This window comes from Thioalkalivibrio sp. ALMg3 (assembly GCF_000381225.1).
GTDB lineage: Bacteria > Pseudomonadota > Gammaproteobacteria > Ectothiorhodospirales > Ectothiorhodospiraceae > Thioalkalivibrio > Thioalkalivibrio versutus.
Window position 1 is genome coordinate 117,332 of the sequence record NZ_KB906219.1, and the last position, 15,785, is coordinate 133,116.

Below are 15,785 nucleotides of genomic sequence, written 5' to 3' on the forward strand. Positions count from 1 at the left end.
TCCGCCCGCGTGTGCGGTTGGGGGGCTCGGCAGCCGTGCACGCGGACGGCTACACTGCGGGCCACATCCGTAACGACAAAAGGAAGCAGGCAATGACGGGATACGCACTGGCAAACGTGCTGCATGTACTGGCCGTGGTGATCTGGGTGGGCGGTATGTTCTTCGCCTACATGTTCCTGCGCCCGGTGGCCGGGCAGCAGCTCGAGGGGCCGGCGCGGCTGAAGCTCTGGGAGGGTGTGTTCGCGCGCTTCTTCCCCTGGGTCTGGGCCTCGGTCCTGGTGATCCTGGTGACCGGCTTCTACCTGATCTTCGGGGTGTTCGGCGGCATGGGTGATGTGCATCCCAGCGTGCACACCATGCTGCTGCTGGGTCTGATCATGATGGCGATCTTCGCCCATGTGTTCTTCGCCCCTTATCGGCGCATGCGCAAGGCCATTGCGGCAAACGATACCGAGGAAGGCCTGCGCCGGCTGGGGCAGATCCGCATCCTGGTCGGGATCAACACCGTCATCGGTCTGGTGACGATCGTGGTCGCTTCCGGCGGTCGCCTGCCGCTGTAGGAGGCACGCTACCTTCCTAGCCCCGGGTGCCATACCAGCCGGGGCCGAGCCGGCGGTTCCAGCAGCACGGCTGCGTTCTGGCCGAAGGCCTCCAGCCAGCGCGCCAGCAGGTCGTCGGGCAGGTCCGCGATGGCCAGGCCCGGTTCGTCCGGCCACTGGCCGCGCGGGTCGCGATTGCGGGCAGGCCATGCGCGCAGGCCGTGCTCGGCCACGGTCTGCTCCAGCCGGCGCTGGCGTTGGATGTTTTCACCCTCGGTGCTCGGGCGGCTGCCCGGGTTGCAGGCGGTGAACAGGACCAGGCGCTGCATGTCCCGCCCGGCCATCCAGGCCGTGACATCCTCCGCGGGCTGGTCGATGTACAGAACTCGGCTGCTGCCCTCGATCTCCAGGCAGTAGGCGGCGCTTAGGTAGGCCTTCTCCAGTGTCGCCAGCTGCGCTACGGGAGCGGGCGACTCCGCGTGCGCGGCAGACATCCGGTCGCGGTATTTGCTTGTATTGGTGGACATCTCGCGGCACCCTCCCCGCCTGGATCGTGCGGATGTGGTCGATCAAACAGGGGGAGCGGGATGCGCGTCAAGGATGCGACAGCGGTTTGTGGTGCCTCGTCGGGTGCGGGTGCGTCCATGGACCGGCCCGTCCCCGGCTGGGATTGAGACGCGATGGCCCCGCGTCCCTTCGTGCCCGGGCTGACCGGCGCCTTTGTTGTGGTGCTGCTGCTGGTCGCGGTGGTCGCCGTCGCCAGCTGGCTTCGGGTGCAGCAGCTGCAGTACGACGTCCAGGCCCTTACCGAGGAGTACGTGCAGAAGGTGGACCGCGTGCATCGCATGCGCAGCCTCGTGCGCGAGCGCATGCTGCGCGCCTCGCTGGTGATCAGTGCCGAGGACCCGGCCCTGCAGGATCGCTACCAGCGGGAGTTTCGCGAGCTGGCCGAGCGCTTCCTGGACGCCCGCGAGGGTGCGGAATTACTGGCTCGGACCCCACGCGACGCCGCGCTGCTGGCCGAACTGCGTGCGCTGACCGCGACCGGTGCCCCGATCCTGTCCGAGCTCCTCGACATTGCCCTGGCGGGTGGGCGCAACGAGGCGCTGGCGATCCTGTATGCGGACGCAATGCCGGTACAGGAGGATGTGCTGGAGCAGATGGAGGCCATCCTCGCGGCCTTCGAACGTGATAACGAGGAGGCGGTGGCGGCCATGGCGCAGCGCCATGAACAGGCGCAGCAGGTGATGCTGGTGGCCACCGTCCTGACCATGCTGATGATTGCGCTGATGTGGGTGCGGGTGCGCCGGAGGATCTGGCGTGATCACGCCGCCTTGCACAAGGAACTGGAGGGGCGCCAGCAGATCGAGGCGCGCCTGCGCGAGACGCAGGCCGGGCTGGAGGCGGCGGTTGCCCGGCGAACCGCGGCCCTGCAGGAGACCACCGAGCGCCTGGAAGAGGCCCAGCGGATTGCCGGGGCCGGTTACTGGGACTGGGATATTCGTGGTCTGCGGATGAACTGGTCCACGCATGTATTCGATCTGTTCGGGCTCGACCCGCAAACCGATACCGCGGGATTCGAGGCCTACATGCGAGCCATCCATCCCGACGACCGTACGCGGGTGCGCCGCGCGACCAACGAGGCGCTGGATCACGAGGCCTATTACCGGGTGGATCACCGGGTGGTGCGCGCGGACGGCGGGCTGCGCCATGTGCGGGTCGAGGGCGAAATCGATCGGGACGCCCAAGGCCGCGCCGTGCAGGTCCTCGGGATGGTCCGTGACATCACCCGCGACAAGGCCTCCGAGGAGCGCCTGTGGCACCAGGCCCATCATGACTCCCTGACCGGCCTGCCCAATCGCAGTCTGCTGCAGGAACACATCCAGCAGGCCCTGCGCCGGGCCCAGCGCGCCGGCACCGGCCTGGCCCTGGTGGTCTGCGATCTCGACGGCTTCAAACCCATCAACGATCGCCTGGGACACGATGCCGGCGACGTGATGCTCGTGACCGTGGCGCGGCGTCTGCGTGAGGGCGTGCGCGAGAGCGACGTGGTGGCCCGCGTGGGCGGCGACGAATTCGTGCTGCTGCTGGAGAATGTGCGTGATCCGGATGCGGTGACGGGGGTCGGACTCAAGCTGATCGAACGCTTCGAGGAGCCGGTGGAGGTGAATCGCGAGTCGGTTCGGGTCGGGCTCAGCATGGGGGCGGTGCTCTACCCCGAGGACGGGGACGATGTGGAGGCGTTGCTGCAGCGCGCCGACCGCGCGATGTACGTGGCGAAGGAGGAAGGCGGCAGCCGGATCGTGCTGTACCGGGAATGCTCCGGAGAGGAGCGCCGGCCAACGGATCTGTCCCTGCGCCGGCGCGGCGCGCTGGGTTGCGGGCTGGAAGACCCGGCCGCTCGCGACTGAATCGGCCGGCCTCGGCTACGGCCGATGCAGTCGCGCGACGAATTGTTCGTGCGTCAGCGGCGCGCTGAACAGGAAGCCCTGGAACCGGGTGCAGCCCAGGGCCAGGAGCTGCTCCCGCTGCTCCGGGTGCTCCACGCCCTCGGCGATGACGTCGAGCTCCATGTTGCGGGCAATGTCCACGATGTTTTCGATCAGGGTCCGGTCACCGCCGGCCAGCAGTTCCTTGACGAAGGATTTGTCGATCTTCAGCTCGTCCACCGGCAGGTCGCGCAGGTAGGCGAGCGAGGAATAGCCGGTCCCGAAGTCGTCCAGGGCGATGCGCATACCGAGCCGGCGCAGCGCGCCCAGCTTGGTGATGGCGTCCGGCAGGTCGCGCAGCAGGCCGGACTCGGTGACCTCCAGGGTCAGGGCGTGGCCGTCCACCCCGTGTCGGCGCAGCCGCGCCTGGAACTGGTCGACGAAGTCCGGGCGCGCCAGTTGCCAGGGCGAGAGATTCAAGGCCAGGCGAGGTGGCTGCAGGTTCCCGGCCTGCCACTGCGACAGCTGCATCAGGGCGTGTTCCAGGACCCAGTTGCCGACCCCGTGGATCAGGCCGGTCTCCTCGGCGACCGGGATGAAGAGATCTGGCGGGACCTGGCCCATCTCCGGGTGCTGCCAGCGCAGCAGGGCCTCGGCTCCGATCAGGCGCTCGGCGGCATCGAACTGCGGTTGGTAGTGCAGGTCCAGCTCGTCACGTTCGGCCGCTTGTCGTAGCCCGTCCTCGATCTGCAGGCGGGCATGCGCCTCGTCCTGCAGTGCATGGCGGTAGAACTGCACGCCGCCGCGGCCGGCACGCTTGGCCTGGTACAGGGCGATATCGGCGTGGCGCAGGGCTTCTGCCGAGCTCTCGCCGGCGTCGGGATAGCATACGCAGCCGAGACTGGCGCCGACCCCGAAGGTGCGCTCGCCGATGATAATCGGGCGCTGCAGGGCCTCCAGGATGCGCTCGGCGATTGCCTGCAGTTCCGGCTCCAGGGTCTCGCGTACCCGGGCGCAGGGGGGCAGGACAACGGCGAACTCGTCGCCACCCAGGCGCACGATCAGCGCATCCTCGGGGGCATGGCTGCGCAGGCGGTCCGCCACCGCGCCCAGCACGGTGTCGCCTACCGCATGCCCCAGGGCGTCGTTGATGGTCTTGAAGTGGTCCAGGTCGATCAGGATCAGCCCGCCATGCAGGTGGCCGGCGGTGGCCTCCTCGATGTGGCGGGTCAGGTCGTCGTGCAGGCGGGTGCGGTTGGCCAGCCCCGTCAGGGAGTCGTGGTAGGCCAGGGCATGGATGTGTTCCTCGGTGTGCAGGCGTTCCAGTTCCGCCCCCGCGCGGTCGGCCATGATCCCGAGGATCTCCATCGCCTTGTCGACATCCTCCACCGGATGTCGGTTGACCATGGCGATGTGCCCCAGCAGCGTGCCCTGGCTGTCCAGCAACGGGGCCCCCAGATAACTCTCGGCGTCCATCTCCACCAGCATCTCGTCGGCCGGAAAGCGCTGTTGTACGTCGCAGGGGTAGATACAGGTACCGATCTCCAGCACACGTTCGCAGGGGGTCTCGGCGAGGTCGTAGCGCAAGTTCTCCACGATCTGCCCCGCGGTGCACAGGGCGACGGTCTCCACCACGCCGGGTTTTTCCGGATCCTCGATGCCGATCAGGGCATAGTCGGCAGCGAACAGGTTGCTCAGCTTGAGAACCAGCTGCTGGAAGAACTCCTCGCGCGAGCGCGCCTGCAGCCCCTCGGCGATCAGGCGCAGGGCGTCCTCGCTGCGGTGCGCGGCGGTGATGTCCTCCTGCATCACGATCACGTCCTGTACCTCGCCGCGGGCATCCTGCAGTGGGTAGATGCAGCCCCGCAGCCAGCGCTCGGGGGTGATGAGCGGGGTGGTCTGGGTCGCCGGGTCGGGGTCGGCGGGTTCGGCCGACTGGTCGGGGCGGGCTGGTGGGGTGTAGGGCAGCGGGCCGATCTCGCGGTAGTGTCCGCGCAGGGCATCCTTGAGCGGTTCGTGGATGTGCCGGTCGATGGCATCCGGGCGGTCCAGAACGTTGCCGCCCGGCAGGGAGGCTTGTGCGCCGTGCATGGTTTCCCAGGCGGCGTTGCACTGGCGGATCTCGCCCTGCGGTGTGAGTACCTGGATGCCGACCGGGGATTGCTCCACCAGCGCCCGAAAACGGCTTTCCGAGTCACGCAGGCGTTCGCTGGTCTCGCGGTTCAGTACCAGGCTCATCATGACGACCATCACCACGTAGCCGAACGGCGCGAGCTGGGGCATCTCCAGTGCGCCGCCCCGGGCCAGGACGCCCTGCAAGGTGAACAGGACGAAGACCCCGATCCCGCCCAGCAGGAGCAGGGTGGTGGTCTGGCGATAGCGCCGGTAGTGCCGGATCAGTGTGGTGAGGGCGAAGCCCAGGACCAGAAAGACCGCGAGCACGCCAAAGCCGAACCAGGGGCTGATGGTGCCCACTGCGAGAGCCACGGTTTCACCCCAGGGGAGTTCCAGGGGGCGGAGTTCGTCGATCACCTGGTACTGCATGCTGTAGGGCTGCAGGGTGTTGACCACCCAGGTGATGACCAGCAGTACCAGAAGACCGGAGATCAGCCAGCGGGCGGGGGTGCGCGTATGGGCCGCGACGAAGGCGGCGAACAGCACGTAGAACGGTCCCAGCAGATAGACGTTCAGGGTGAGTGCGCGGGTATAGGCCTCGACGGTGCCGGCCTGGTAGGTCTGGGCTGATCCGACGGCAAGCACCGCCATCAGGGCGCACATCGCGGCGAACAACCGGTGCTCGGTGCTCCGGGCGCTTTGCCGGCTGTGCAGCAGGTGGCTGAGCGTGGCGTAGATCGCCAGCCCCGCTGCAAGGTAGAGCGATGGCGCAAGAATCCCGTTCATCGGTTCCCTGCGCTTGCATCCCAGTGCCGTGCCATCCCTTGCCCCCTGCGGTAAAGCGATGCGGGTCGGTTCCCGCGCTCGGTCCCTGCCGCTACAGTACAAAAGACCACGCGCGCGCGTCCCGGTTCGCGTGAGGGTCACCGCGGGGGTGGCTAACGGTCGGTCACAGATACGGCGTGAGCAGGCGCGCGGCCCCGTCACGCAGTTGGGTCGCGAGCGGCCGGGCACGGACCTCCTCGAGCGTCAGGGGGTGCGATTGCGCGCGCAGCGCGTCGGTCCAGCTGGCCAGTTCCTGGCCCAGTCCGGCGTCCAGGCATTCCAGGTTGAACTCGAAGTTCAGGCGCAGGCTGCGCGGGTCCCAGTTGGCGGAGCCAACCAGGGCCCACTCGCGGTCTACCAGCATCAGCTTGGCGTGGTTGAACGGTGGTGGTGTGAGCCACAGCCGGCAGCCGCGCTCCAGCAGTTCGGCCTGCTGGGGGCGGCTGGCCCATTCCACCAGGCGCAGGTTGCTCCGGGCGGGGGTCAGGATGTCGACCTGCACCCCGCGCAGCGCCGCGGCCTTCAGCGCCCCGGTGAGCGCCACGTCGGGCAGGAAGTACGGGGTCACGATGGTGACCTGTTCGCGGGCTTCGGCCAGCGCCGATTGCAGGGTGAAGTTCAGGACCTCGAAGTCCTCGTCCGGGCCGTCCGGCAGGCCGCGGCAGGCGCGCGCGCCGGCGGGGTCTACGGACTGCGGAAGCCAGAGCGGACCCTCCAGGCGTTCGCCGGTGGCGAATTGCCAGTCTTCCGCGAAGACCCGCTGCAACTGGGTGCAGGCCGGACCCCGCAGCTCGAAGTGGAGGTCGTGTATGGGGTGCGGACCGGGGTTGGTGTGGCTGTGGCCGCGGCGGATGTTCATGCCGCCGGTGAAGGCGCGGGCGCCGTCGATCACCAGCATCTTGCGGTGATTGCGCAGGTTGAAGGCGGCCAGGCTGCTCGGCAGGTGTACCGGCATGAAGGCGGCGGCAGGCAGGCCCACCCGGCGCAGCTGGCGCAGGGTGTTGCGACGGCTGTAGCGGGCGCCGATGGCATCGATCAGGATGCGCACCTGCACGCCCCGGTCCTGTGCCTGCTGCAGGTGGGCGACGAAGCGCTCGCCTACCTGGTCATAGTCGAAGATGTACGTGGCCAGGCTGATGCTGTGACGGGACGCGTCGATCGCGGCCAGCATCTGCGCGTAGGCGCGATCGCCGTCGAACAGCGGTTCGATCGCGTTGCCACCGACCAGGCGGAACGGGCTCAGGCGGTCCCCGGAACGCAGCAGGCGCTGCCAGCGTTCCGGTGGCTCGGCCCGGCTGGTCCCGTCGGAGCTGGGGTCGGCGATCAGATAGCCCTCGCGCAGGGCGTGGGCCCGCCGGCGAATACGATTGACGCCGAACAGCCAGTAGAGCAGCGAGCCGGCCAGGGGCAGCAGTACGATCAGCCCGACCCAGGCGATGACGGTCCCGGTATCGCGGCGTTGCAGCAGCGCGTGCACGACGCTCATCACCGCCAGGGCGAAGACGGCGATGGCGACGATACTGGCGGTCCAGCCTGTATCCGGCACGGACGGACTCCTTGTCGATGATGCGTTTTCCGACTGCACCCGTGGAACGCCGGGCGCGTGCCCGCTACAGTACGCGGGCCCGACCCGGCGTAAAACCCCGGCCCATCCACGTCCGCGAGACCGTCGATGACCGATATCGAGACCCCCAGCCTGTTCGCCAACAGCGGCGAGCAGCTGCCGCTGAAGGACTTCACCGAGAAGGCGTACCTGGACTACTCCATGTACGTGATCCTGGACCGTGCGCTGCCGCATATCGGCGACGGCCTGAAGCCCGTACAGCGGCGGATCATCTACGCGATGAGCGAGCTGGGGCTCTCCGCCACCGCCAAATACAAGAAGTCCGCGCGCACCGTGGGCGACGTGCTCGGCAAGTTCCACCCGCACGGGGACTCGGCGTGCTACGAGGCGATGGTGTTGATGGCGCAGCCGTTCTCCTATCGCTATCCGTTCGTCGACGGGCAGGGCAACTGGGGTTCGCCGGATGATCCCAAGTCCTTTGCGGCGATGCGCTACACCGAGTCGCGCCTGTCGCGTTATGCGCAGCTGCTGCTTTCCGAACTGGGTCAGGGCACGGTGGACTGGGTGCCCAACTTCGATGGTGCGCTGGACGAGCCGAAGATGCTCCCGGCGCGGCTGCCGAACGTGCTGCTCAATGGCGGTTCCGGGATCGCGGTGGGTATGGCGACGGACATCCCGCCGCACAACCTGCGCGAGGTGGCCGCCGCCTGCGTGCACCTGCTGGAGCACCCGAAGGCAACGGTCGAGGAGTTGTGCGCGATCCTCCCGGCGCCGGATTTTCCCACCGAGGCCGAGATCATCTCCCCGCCGGCCGAGCTGCGAAAGGTCTACGAGACCGGCCAGGGCTCGATCCGGGCCCGGGCGCGCTACGAGCGCGAGGGCGACGACATCGTGGTGACCGCGCTGCCGCATCAGGTCTCCGGTGCCAAGCTGCTGGAGCAGATCGCCGCCCAGATCCGCGCGAAGAAGCTGCCGATGGTCGAGGACCTGCGCGACGAGTCCGACCACGAGCATCCGACGCGCCTGGTGATTACCCCGCGCTCGAACCGGGTGGACGTCGAGGGCCTGATGGCGCATCTGTTCGCGACCACGGATCTCGAGAAGACCTACCGCGTGAACATGAACGTGATCGGCCTCGACGGCCGGCCGCGGGTGCGCGACCTGGCAGGGCTGCTCGGCGAGTGGCTGCAGTTCCGGATCGAGACGGTGCGCCGGCGCCTGCAATGGCGGCTGGAGAAGGTGCAGGCGCGGCTGCACGTGCTGGAAGGCCTGCTGATCGCCTATCTCAATATCGACGAGGTGATCGCGATCATCCGCGAACACGACCGGCCAAAGCCGGAATTGATGAGCCGGTTTGGCCTGAGCGATATCCAGGCCGAGGCGATCCTGGAGCTGAAACTGCGCCATCTGGCGAAGCTCGAGGAGATGAAGATCCGCGGCGAGCAGGACGAGCTCAGCCAGGAGCGCGACCAGCTGGAGAAGACGCTGGGCTCCGAGCGCCGCCTGCGCACCCTGGTCCGCCGCGAGATCGAGCAGGACGCGAAGGAGTATGGCGACGAGCGGCGCTCGCCGCTGGTCGAGCGCGCGGCCGCGCAGGCGTTGGATGAATCGGCACTGGTGCCGACCGAGCCACTGACCATCGTGCTCTCGGAGAAGGGCTGGGCGCGGGCGGCCAAGGGCCACGATGTCGATCCCCGCGGGCTCAACTACAAGGCCGGGGATGCCTTCCAGGCGGCAGTCATCGGGCGCAGCAACCAGCCGGTGGCGTTCATCGACTCTACCGGTCGCACCTACACCATTGCGGCCCACACGCTGCCGTCGGCGCGTGGCCAGGGTGAGCCGCTTTCCGGCCGGGTGAACCCGCCGGAGGGGGCGCGTTTTGTGGGCCTGGCCACCGGGGCGGAGGAAGATCGCTGGCTGCTGGGCTCGGATCACGGCTACGGCTTCATTGCCAAGCTGGGTGACCTGCTCGGCCGGCAGAAGGCAGGCAAGAACGTGCTGAGCGTACCGGCTGGCGCGGCCGTGCTGCAGCCGGCGCCGGTGCGTAACCCGCACGAGGATCACATCGCGGTGGTTACGACCCGCGGCTATCTGCTGGTGTTTCCGGCCGCGGGGCTGCCGGAACTGGCGCGCGGCAAAGGCAACAAGCTGATCGGCATCCCGTCCGCGGCGCTCAAGGATGGCTCCGAGCGGGTGCTCGGGGTGGCTGTGCTGGCGCCGCAGGACACCCTGGTCGTGCATGCGGGCAAGCGCTTCAAGGCACTGGCCCCGGCGGAATGGGCCGAGTACGTTGGCGAGCGCGCGCGTCGCGGGCGTCAGCTCCCGCGCGGCTATCAGAACGCGGACAGCCTGGAGGTGCGCCCGGCCTGAACCCGCGCGTACCTGTGTGGTCTGTGAACGCGGCGGTGCTTGAATTTGGCCGCTGCGCCCCGACTATCGGCTCATCCCCTCGAGTTTATTAATTGGAGTACAGGAAAGCTTCATGAAACGTATCGTGCTGTTTCTGGCGACCAACTTCGCCATCCTGATCGTCCTTAGCATTACTCTGCGCATCCTTGGGGTCGAGAGCATCCTCGACGACCAGGGGGTCAATCTCGACCTGACCGCGTTGCTGATCTTCGCCGCCGTGTTTGGCTTCGGTGGTTCGTTCATCTCGCTGGCCATCTCCAAGTGGATGGCGAAGAAGACGATGAAGGTCCACGTGATCGACAAGCCACGCAACGCCACCGAGCAGTGGCTGCTGGAGACGGTCACCCGTCAGGCCCGCGAGGCCGGAATCGGGATGCCGGAGGTCGGTATCTACGACTCGCCGGACCCGAACGCCTTCGCCACCGGCATGAGCAAGAACAATGCCCTGGTCGCGGTCAGCACCGGGTTGATGCAGAACATGGGGCAGGGCGAGGTCGAGGCCGTGCTGGGGCACGAGGTGGGCCACGTGGCCAATGGCGACATGGTGACCCTGGCGCTGATCCAGGGGGTGGTCAATACCTTCGTGATCTTCCTGTCGCGCGTGATCGGTCACTTTGTCGATCGCGTGATCTTCAAGAACGAGTCCGGTCACGGGCCGGCATTCTGGATCACGGCCATCGTGGCCGAGATCGTCCTCGCCATCCTGGCCTCCATCATCGTGTTCTGGTTCTCGCGTCAGCGCGAGTTCCGCGCCGACGAGGCGGGGGCTCGTTTTGCCAGCCGCGAGAAGATGATCGGGGCGCTGGAGTCGCTGGCGCGTGCCTCCGGTCGCCCGGTGGACATGCCGGACCAGATGGCCGCCTTTGGCATTCGCGGCGGCATGGCCCAGGGGCTGAAGAAGCTGTTCATGAGTCACCCGCCGATCGAACAGCGCATCGCGGCGCTGCGCGCCAACGGCTGACCGCAACCCTTTATGCGTACCAGGAGAGGGCCGCCCTTCGGGGCGGCCTTTTTCGTTTGTAGTGCCGGGGCTGCGGCCGGTCGGATCAGTAGTAGCGACCGCGTCCGGGTTCGCCGCCGGCGGCGACGATGACGTCGTCGCCGACGAAGGGGTTGCTACGGCGCTCTTCGCCGAAGGTGGACTCGGGGCCATGGCCGGGGACAAAGCGGGTGTCGTCGCCCAGTGGCCAGAGCTTGCCGGTGATGGAGTCCAGCAGCTCACGCCCGTTGCCGCGCGGAAAATCGCTGCGGCCGATCGCGCCATGGAAAAGGACGTCACCGACCAGGGCGAGCCGGCCCTCCGGATCGTGGAAGACCACGTGGCCCGGGGTGTGGCCGGGACAGTGCAGGACGTGGAGGGTGGCTTGCCCGAGCTCGATGGTGTCGCCATCGTCCAGCCACTGATCGGGCACCAGTGGCTGGACCTCGGAGAAGCCGAAGATCTGCGCCTGCGCTGGGAGTTGCTCCAGCCAGAAGGCATCGTCGCGGTGCGGGCCGATGATCGGCGCGCCGGTACGTTTGGCCAGTTCGGAGGCTGCGCCCACGTGGTCCAGGTGGCCATGGGTCAGCAGGATCTTTTCCAGGTGGACGCCCTGATCCCGCGCGATCCGTTCCAGGGCCGCGGCATCCGCGCCGGGATCGACCCAGGCCGCGGCCCCGGTGACGTCGCACCAGATCAGGGTGGCGTTCTGGGCAAGCGGGGTGACGGGGTGGCTCAGATGGCGAAGCATGGCAGTGGATCCGTGAACAATTTCGAATTTTGAAGGCTGGAGGCGCTGGATTGCACGCAGCGGGGAATAGAACTGGCGAGCGGGCGTCTTACGGGGTGTGCAGGTCTTCAAGGGTACGTGATATGACGATGCGGTGAATTTGCGAACCCCCTGCGCATTCACCGGTTGACAAGAATATCGTCATATTAGAAGATTTGCATACGCTAATCGCTGTCCCCCCTGTCAGCGGTTGGTGGACTCCTCCATCCTCCTTTGGTGGTTTTCTTGGCGCGGGCTTCGACCCGCGCTTTTTTTTGCCTGCAATTCGCGTCATGCCGGCCCGCGTGTCTACCATGGTGGCCTTCGACGACGCTGCGAATCGCCCTTTATGACCCGACGCCTGAACAGTCTGCGCACCGCGGTGTTGTCGTTCGTGCTGCTGCCCCTGTTGCTGCTGATGGCCGCGGTGGTGGCGCTGGGTCTGCACGAATTCCAGACTCAGATGGAAAACCGGATGCAGGAAGACATCGAGCTGGTGGCGCGCTCGATCCGCCTGCCTGTGGCCGGTGCGATGCTGCAGGACGACGCGGCCGGTGTGCAGCAGTCGCTGGACTCCCTGTTCCAGATCGAGGAGGTGTTCGGGGTCTATGTCTACGATGCCGACGGCCGGATGGTGGCGGCCAGTGGCCCGCCCAGTCCGACCCTGCAGCGCCGTGGCGAGGCGCAGGTCATCAGCGAAACCGGGAGTCTTGGGGCTTTCGGCGAACATCAGGGGCGCGAGACCTTTTCGTTCTTTCTTCCGTTGTCCGATCCGGCCGGTCGCATCGTGGGGCTGTTGCAGGTGACACGCGACGTCACACCGTTCCGGGCCTTCGTCGCGCAGCTCCAGTGGCAGGGTGGGTTGCTGATGCTGGGGATTAGCGGGCTGTTTCTGCTGGTGGTGCTGTTCGGGTACCACCGGGCGGTGGGGCGGCATGTGTCTCGGTTGATGGCCGCGATGCGCGCGATTGGCGAGGGTCAGCGTGGATTGCGGGCGCCGGAACAGGGGCCGGCGGAGCTGCGCGGCCTGGCAGTCTCGATGAACCGCATGATGGAGCGTCGCGAGGCCTCGGAGGCCGAACTGGAGGCGCAACGCCTTGAGCAGGGACGGCTGGAGGAGAAGCTGCGGCACTCGGAGAAGCTGGCGGCGATCGGGCAGCTGGCGGCCGGCGTGGCACACGAACTGGGGACGCCGCTCGGAATTATCGCCGGTCGCGTGCAGCGCGCCATCCGGCACCTGCCGGAGGCGGATCCGGCGCGCACCGAGATGGAGGCGCTGAAGGCCGAGCTGGAGCGGGTGGAGACCATCGTGCGCCAGCTGCTGGACTTTGCCCGGCGCAATCCGTTGCAGGAACGCTCGCTGGATCTCGCGCAGCTGGTTGGAGATCTGGTCGGGCGTGTGCGCGAGCGGCATGCCTCCGGCGGGGTGGCATTCCGGCTCGAAGGGCCCGAGTTGACCATCGCCGCGGACCGCCTGCGCTTGGGCCAGGCCCTGGAGAATCTGCTGGAGAATGCCGCGCAGGTCGCCGCCCGCGAGGTCCGGGTCCGCTGGCATGCCTCGTCCGACCGGGTCGAGCTGGTGGTGGCGGACGATGGCCCCACGGCCGGGCGAGGGATAGACGATGAGCAGGCCGAACGCCTGTTCGAGCCCTTCTTTACCACCAAGCCCACCGGCGAGGGGACGGGGCTCGGGCTGGCGGTGGCGCAGGTGGCGCTGGAGGACCACGGGGGTACGGTGATGCTGGATCGCAGTGTCGTGGGGGAGACCCGTTTTGTCGTGCATCTGCCGGTGGCCTCTGGCGCCCAGGAGGATTCGCTTCGATGAGCAGCAAGGCACAAGTCCCCGCAACGCCCCCGGAGTCGGTCCTGGTCGTGGAGGACGATCGCGGGCATCGCGAGCTGCTGACCGAGGAACTGACCGAGGCCGGCTACGCGGTTACGGCGGTTGCCAGTGCCGAGGATGCCGCGCGGGTGCTTGCGCAGCAGGCCTTCAGTCTGGTGGTGAGCGACCTGCGCCTGCCCGGCGCGGATGGCTTCCAGGTGCTGCAGGAGGCCCGCGCCCGGGTGCCGGCACCCGGGTTCATCATGCTCACGGGCTTCGGGACCATCGACCAGGCGGTGGCCGCGCTGAAGGCGGGGGCGGATGACTTCCTGACCAAGCCGGTGGATCTGGATCACCTGCGTCTGGCTGCCGACCGGGTGACCGAGGCGCGGCGTTTGAAGGACGAGGTGCGTCGCTATCGTGAGGTCCTTGCGCAGGCCGATGGCTTTCACGGCATGCAGGGCCGCAGTCCGGCCATGCTGCAGTTGTTCGACCTGATTCGGCGGATCGCGGCCGCCGACGGCAGTGTCCTGATCACCGGCGAGTCCGGGACCGGCAAGGAACTGGTGGCGCGCGCGCTCCATGCGGAAAGCGAGCGGGCCCGTGGTCCGTTCGTGGCGATTAACTGCGCGGGCATCCCCGAGGCCCTGCTGGAGTCGGAGTTGCTGGGGCACGTGGCGGGTGCGTTCAGCGGGGCCAAGGGGGCTCGGCGCGGCCTGTTTACCGAGGCCGACGGCGGCACCCTGTTCCTGGACGAGATCGCCGAGATGCCGGTGGCCATGCAGAGCAAGCTGTTGCGTCTTCTGCAGGATGGTCGCGTGCGTCCGGTGGGCGCCAACGAGGAGATCGCGACCGATGTGCGTATCGTGGCGGCCACACATCAGGATCTGCAGGCGCATATTGCCGACGGTCGTTTTCGTGAGGATCTCTACTATCGCCTGGAGACCTTTCGTATCGAGATCCCGCCGCTGCGCGAGCGTGGCGATGACATCGAACGCCTGGCCCTGCAGTTCCTGCGTCAGCAGGCCCTGGCTCGCGACCTGCCCGAGCGTCGCCTGAGCCCGGAGGCCCTGCGCGCGCTGGTGCGGTATCCGTTCCCGGGGAACGTCCGCGAACTCGCGAGTCTGATGGAGCGTGCCGCCACTCTGGCGGCCGGCGAGGTCATCGAGACCCGTGATCTGCCGGAGCGCGTATTCGAGGCGCCCGCCGAGGATCCCGGCGGAACAACGGGCGACCGGGCGGAGGGGGCGACGCCGGTACCGGGGATGGGCGATGATGGCCAGTGGCCGACCCTGGAGGAGCGCGAGCGCGACTACATTCGTCGGGTGCTGGAGCATGTGGACGGCAACAAGCAACGCGCTGCGCGGATCCTCGGCATCGGCCGCAAGACGCTGTACCGCAAACTCGGGGAATCCGACCCATCGTGACATCCTGACCCGGGTCGACCTGACCCATGTGTCATTCTGACCCGGTTTACCGTTGGGGCGTTCCCCGGCCCGTTCGGGGTAATGAGAGCATAAGTCACTGTTTAAAAGTGTTGTGTTTGTCTTTTTCCAATCTTGGCACGATGCCTGCTCCTCCTGGGACAGCAATCGAGGAATCGGAACCGCAGTGATGGACCATTCCTCCTCACACGGTTGCAACGAAATCGGGCGGGCGGACGATCGACCTTGAGTCGTAGCCGGCTTCGCCCCGAGATCCGAACGATCCAAAGGAAAAGGAGCAACATGATGAATATGCGCAAGACGATGCTCGCGATGGCCCTGACCTCCCTGTTTGCCGTGGGTGGAGCCGCCTCTGCCCAGTACGGCGGTGCCGAAGGTGGTGCCGGTGGGGGCGACATGGGCGGTGCCCAGGGCGGCCAGCCGCCGGCCCAGGAAGGCGGTGCCGGTGGCGGTGCTCAGGGCGGCCAGCCGCCTCAGGGTGGTGCCCAGGGCGGCGCGGCCCAGGGCGGCGCCCCGATGCAGGAAGCCCCCGAGGTGGATCTGAGCGAAGAAGACATCGACACTTTCGTAACCGCCTTCGTTGCGGTGCAGGAAGTGCGCGAAGACTTCGCCGACCGTCTGCAGAGTGCCGAGGACGAAACCGAGGCCCAGTCCATGCAGCAGGAAGCACAGGACGAAATGGTCAACGCGGTTGAAGACTCGGGCATGAGCGTCGAGGAATACAACGAAGTGGCCATGGCCCTGCAGAACGATCCCGAGTTGATGCAGGAAGTCCAGGAGCGCGCTGAAGCCCAGCTGTAACGGGCAGCGCAAACCCGCCCCGGGCATTGCGCCCGGGGGGTTGCAGGGGCCGGCCTTCGGGTCGGCCCCTTGTTTGTGTCCGGGGCAT

11 protein-coding genes are annotated in these 15,785 nt (G+C 67.5%); 7 read left to right on the top strand and 4 right to left on the bottom strand.

The window, feature by feature from the left end; all coding sequences use genetic code 11:
* The first annotated feature begins 92 nt into the window (after positions 1–92).
* Positions 93–560, top strand: a complete 468-nt coding sequence (locus tag F622_RS0100590; RefSeq protein ID WP_018144117.1) for a CopD family protein — start codon at positions 93–95, stop codon at positions 558–560.
* A gap of 8 nt (positions 561–568) precedes the next feature.
* On the opposite strand, the gene F622_RS0100595 is transcribed toward F622_RS0100590, so the two are convergent.
* Positions 569–1,066: a DUF3293 domain-containing protein gene (locus tag F622_RS0100595; protein ID WP_019571142.1), complete on the bottom strand. Its 498-nt coding sequence runs from the start codon at positions 1,064–1,066 to the stop codon at positions 569–571.
* 153 nt (positions 1,067–1,219) lie between these two features.
* Here F622_RS0100595 and F622_RS0100600 point away from each other — a divergent pair, with 153 nt between their 5' ends.
* Positions 1,220–2,950, top strand: coding sequence for a diguanylate cyclase domain-containing protein (locus F622_RS0100600; RefSeq protein WP_019571143.1), 1,731 nt, complete (start codon positions 1,220–1,222; stop codon positions 2,948–2,950).
* Positions 2,951–2,965: 15 nt separating this feature from the next.
* Here the strand turns inward: F622_RS0100600 and F622_RS0100605 are convergent, their stop codons facing one another.
* Both F622_RS0100605 and cls read right to left on the bottom strand, forming a co-directional pair.
* A complete protein-coding gene (locus tag F622_RS0100605) occupies positions 2,966–5,869 on the bottom strand; it encodes an EAL domain-containing protein (RefSeq protein ID WP_019571144.1) in 2,904 nt (967 codons plus the stop codon).
* A gap of 163 nt (positions 5,870–6,032) precedes the next feature.
* Positions 6,033–7,454 (bottom strand): cardiolipin synthase, encoded by a 1,422-nt coding sequence (gene cls, locus F622_RS0100610; protein ID WP_019571145.1) that lies wholly within the window; start codon positions 7,452–7,454, stop codon positions 6,033–6,035.
* 126 nt (positions 7,455–7,580) lie between these two features.
* Between cls and parC the strand changes: the two genes are divergently transcribed.
* On the top strand, positions 7,581–9,842 hold the full coding sequence (gene parC, locus F622_RS0100615; RefSeq protein WP_018952095.1) for a DNA topoisomerase IV subunit A: 2,262 nt from the start codon (positions 7,581–7,583) through the stop codon (positions 9,840–9,842).
* A gap of 112 nt (positions 9,843–9,954) precedes the next feature.
* A complete protein-coding gene (gene htpX / locus F622_RS0100620; protein ID WP_018168105.1) occupies positions 9,955–10,842 on the top strand; it encodes a protease HtpX in 888 nt (295 codons plus the stop codon).
* Between the two features lie 85 nt (positions 10,843–10,927).
* On the opposite strand, the gene F622_RS0100625 is transcribed toward htpX, so the two are convergent.
* The gene (locus tag F622_RS0100625) at positions 10,928–11,611 is read right to left on the bottom strand and encodes an MBL fold metallo-hydrolase (protein ID WP_019571146.1); all 684 of its coding nucleotides are present in this window, start codon (positions 11,609–11,611) and stop codon (positions 10,928–10,930) included.
* Positions 11,612–11,978: 367 nt separating this feature from the next.
* On the opposite strand from F622_RS0100625, the gene F622_RS0100630 reads away from it, so the two are divergent.
* The 3 genes from F622_RS0100630 (at position 11,979) to F622_RS0100640 (ending at position 15,697) form a co-directional block, all read left to right on the top strand.
* Positions 11,979–13,454, top strand: a complete 1,476-nt coding sequence (locus F622_RS0100630; RefSeq protein WP_019571147.1) for an ATP-binding protein — start codon at positions 11,979–11,981, stop codon at positions 13,452–13,454.
* Positions 13,451–14,878 (top strand): sigma-54 dependent transcriptional regulator, encoded by a 1,428-nt coding sequence (locus tag F622_RS0100635; protein WP_019571148.1) that lies wholly within the window; start codon positions 13,451–13,453, stop codon positions 14,876–14,878. Before F622_RS0100630 ends, F622_RS0100635 begins: the two co-directional genes overlap by 4 nt.
* A gap of 303 nt (positions 14,879–15,181) precedes the next feature.
* Positions 15,182–15,697 carry a DUF4168 domain-containing protein gene (locus F622_RS0100640; RefSeq protein ID WP_018168109.1) on the top strand — a complete coding sequence of 172 codons (516 nt, stop codon included), beginning with the start codon at positions 15,182–15,184 and terminating at the stop codon, positions 15,695–15,697.
* The last annotated feature ends 88 nt before the right edge of the window (positions 15,698–15,785 follow it).

Excerpts from the sequence above, each read along its gene's own strand:
- F622_RS0100635 (WP_019571148.1), top strand. The coding sequence starts at position 13,451 with ATGAGCAGCAAGGCACAAGTCCCCGCAACGCCCCCGGAGTCGGTCCTG.
- htpX (WP_018168105.1), top strand. The coding sequence starts at position 9,955 with ATGAAACGTATCGTGCTGTTTCTGGCGACCAACTTCGCCATCCTGATC.
- F622_RS0100625 (WP_019571146.1), bottom strand. The coding sequence starts at position 11,611 with ATGCTTCGCCATCTGAGCCACCCCGTCACCCCGCTTGCCCAGAACGCC.
- F622_RS0100640 (WP_018168109.1), top strand. The coding sequence starts at position 15,182 with ATGAATATGCGCAAGACGATGCTCGCGATGGCCCTGACCTCCCTGTTT.
- F622_RS0100600 (WP_019571143.1), top strand. The coding sequence starts at position 1,220 with ATGGCCCCGCGTCCCTTCGTGCCCGGGCTGACCGGCGCCTTTGTTGTG.
- parC (WP_018952095.1), top strand. The coding sequence starts at position 7,581 with ATGACCGATATCGAGACCCCCAGCCTGTTCGCCAACAGCGGCGAGCAG.
- F622_RS0100605 (WP_019571144.1), bottom strand. The coding sequence starts at position 5,869 with ATGAACGGGATTCTTGCGCCATCGCTCTACCTTGCAGCGGGGCTGGCG.
- F622_RS0100590 (WP_018144117.1), top strand. The coding sequence starts at position 93 with ATGACGGGATACGCACTGGCAAACGTGCTGCATGTACTGGCCGTGGTG.
- F622_RS0100595 (WP_019571142.1), bottom strand. The coding sequence starts at position 1,066 with ATGTCCACCAATACAAGCAAATACCGCGACCGGATGTCTGCCGCGCAC.
- F622_RS0100630 (WP_019571147.1), top strand. The coding sequence starts at position 11,979 with ATGACCCGACGCCTGAACAGTCTGCGCACCGCGGTGTTGTCGTTCGTG.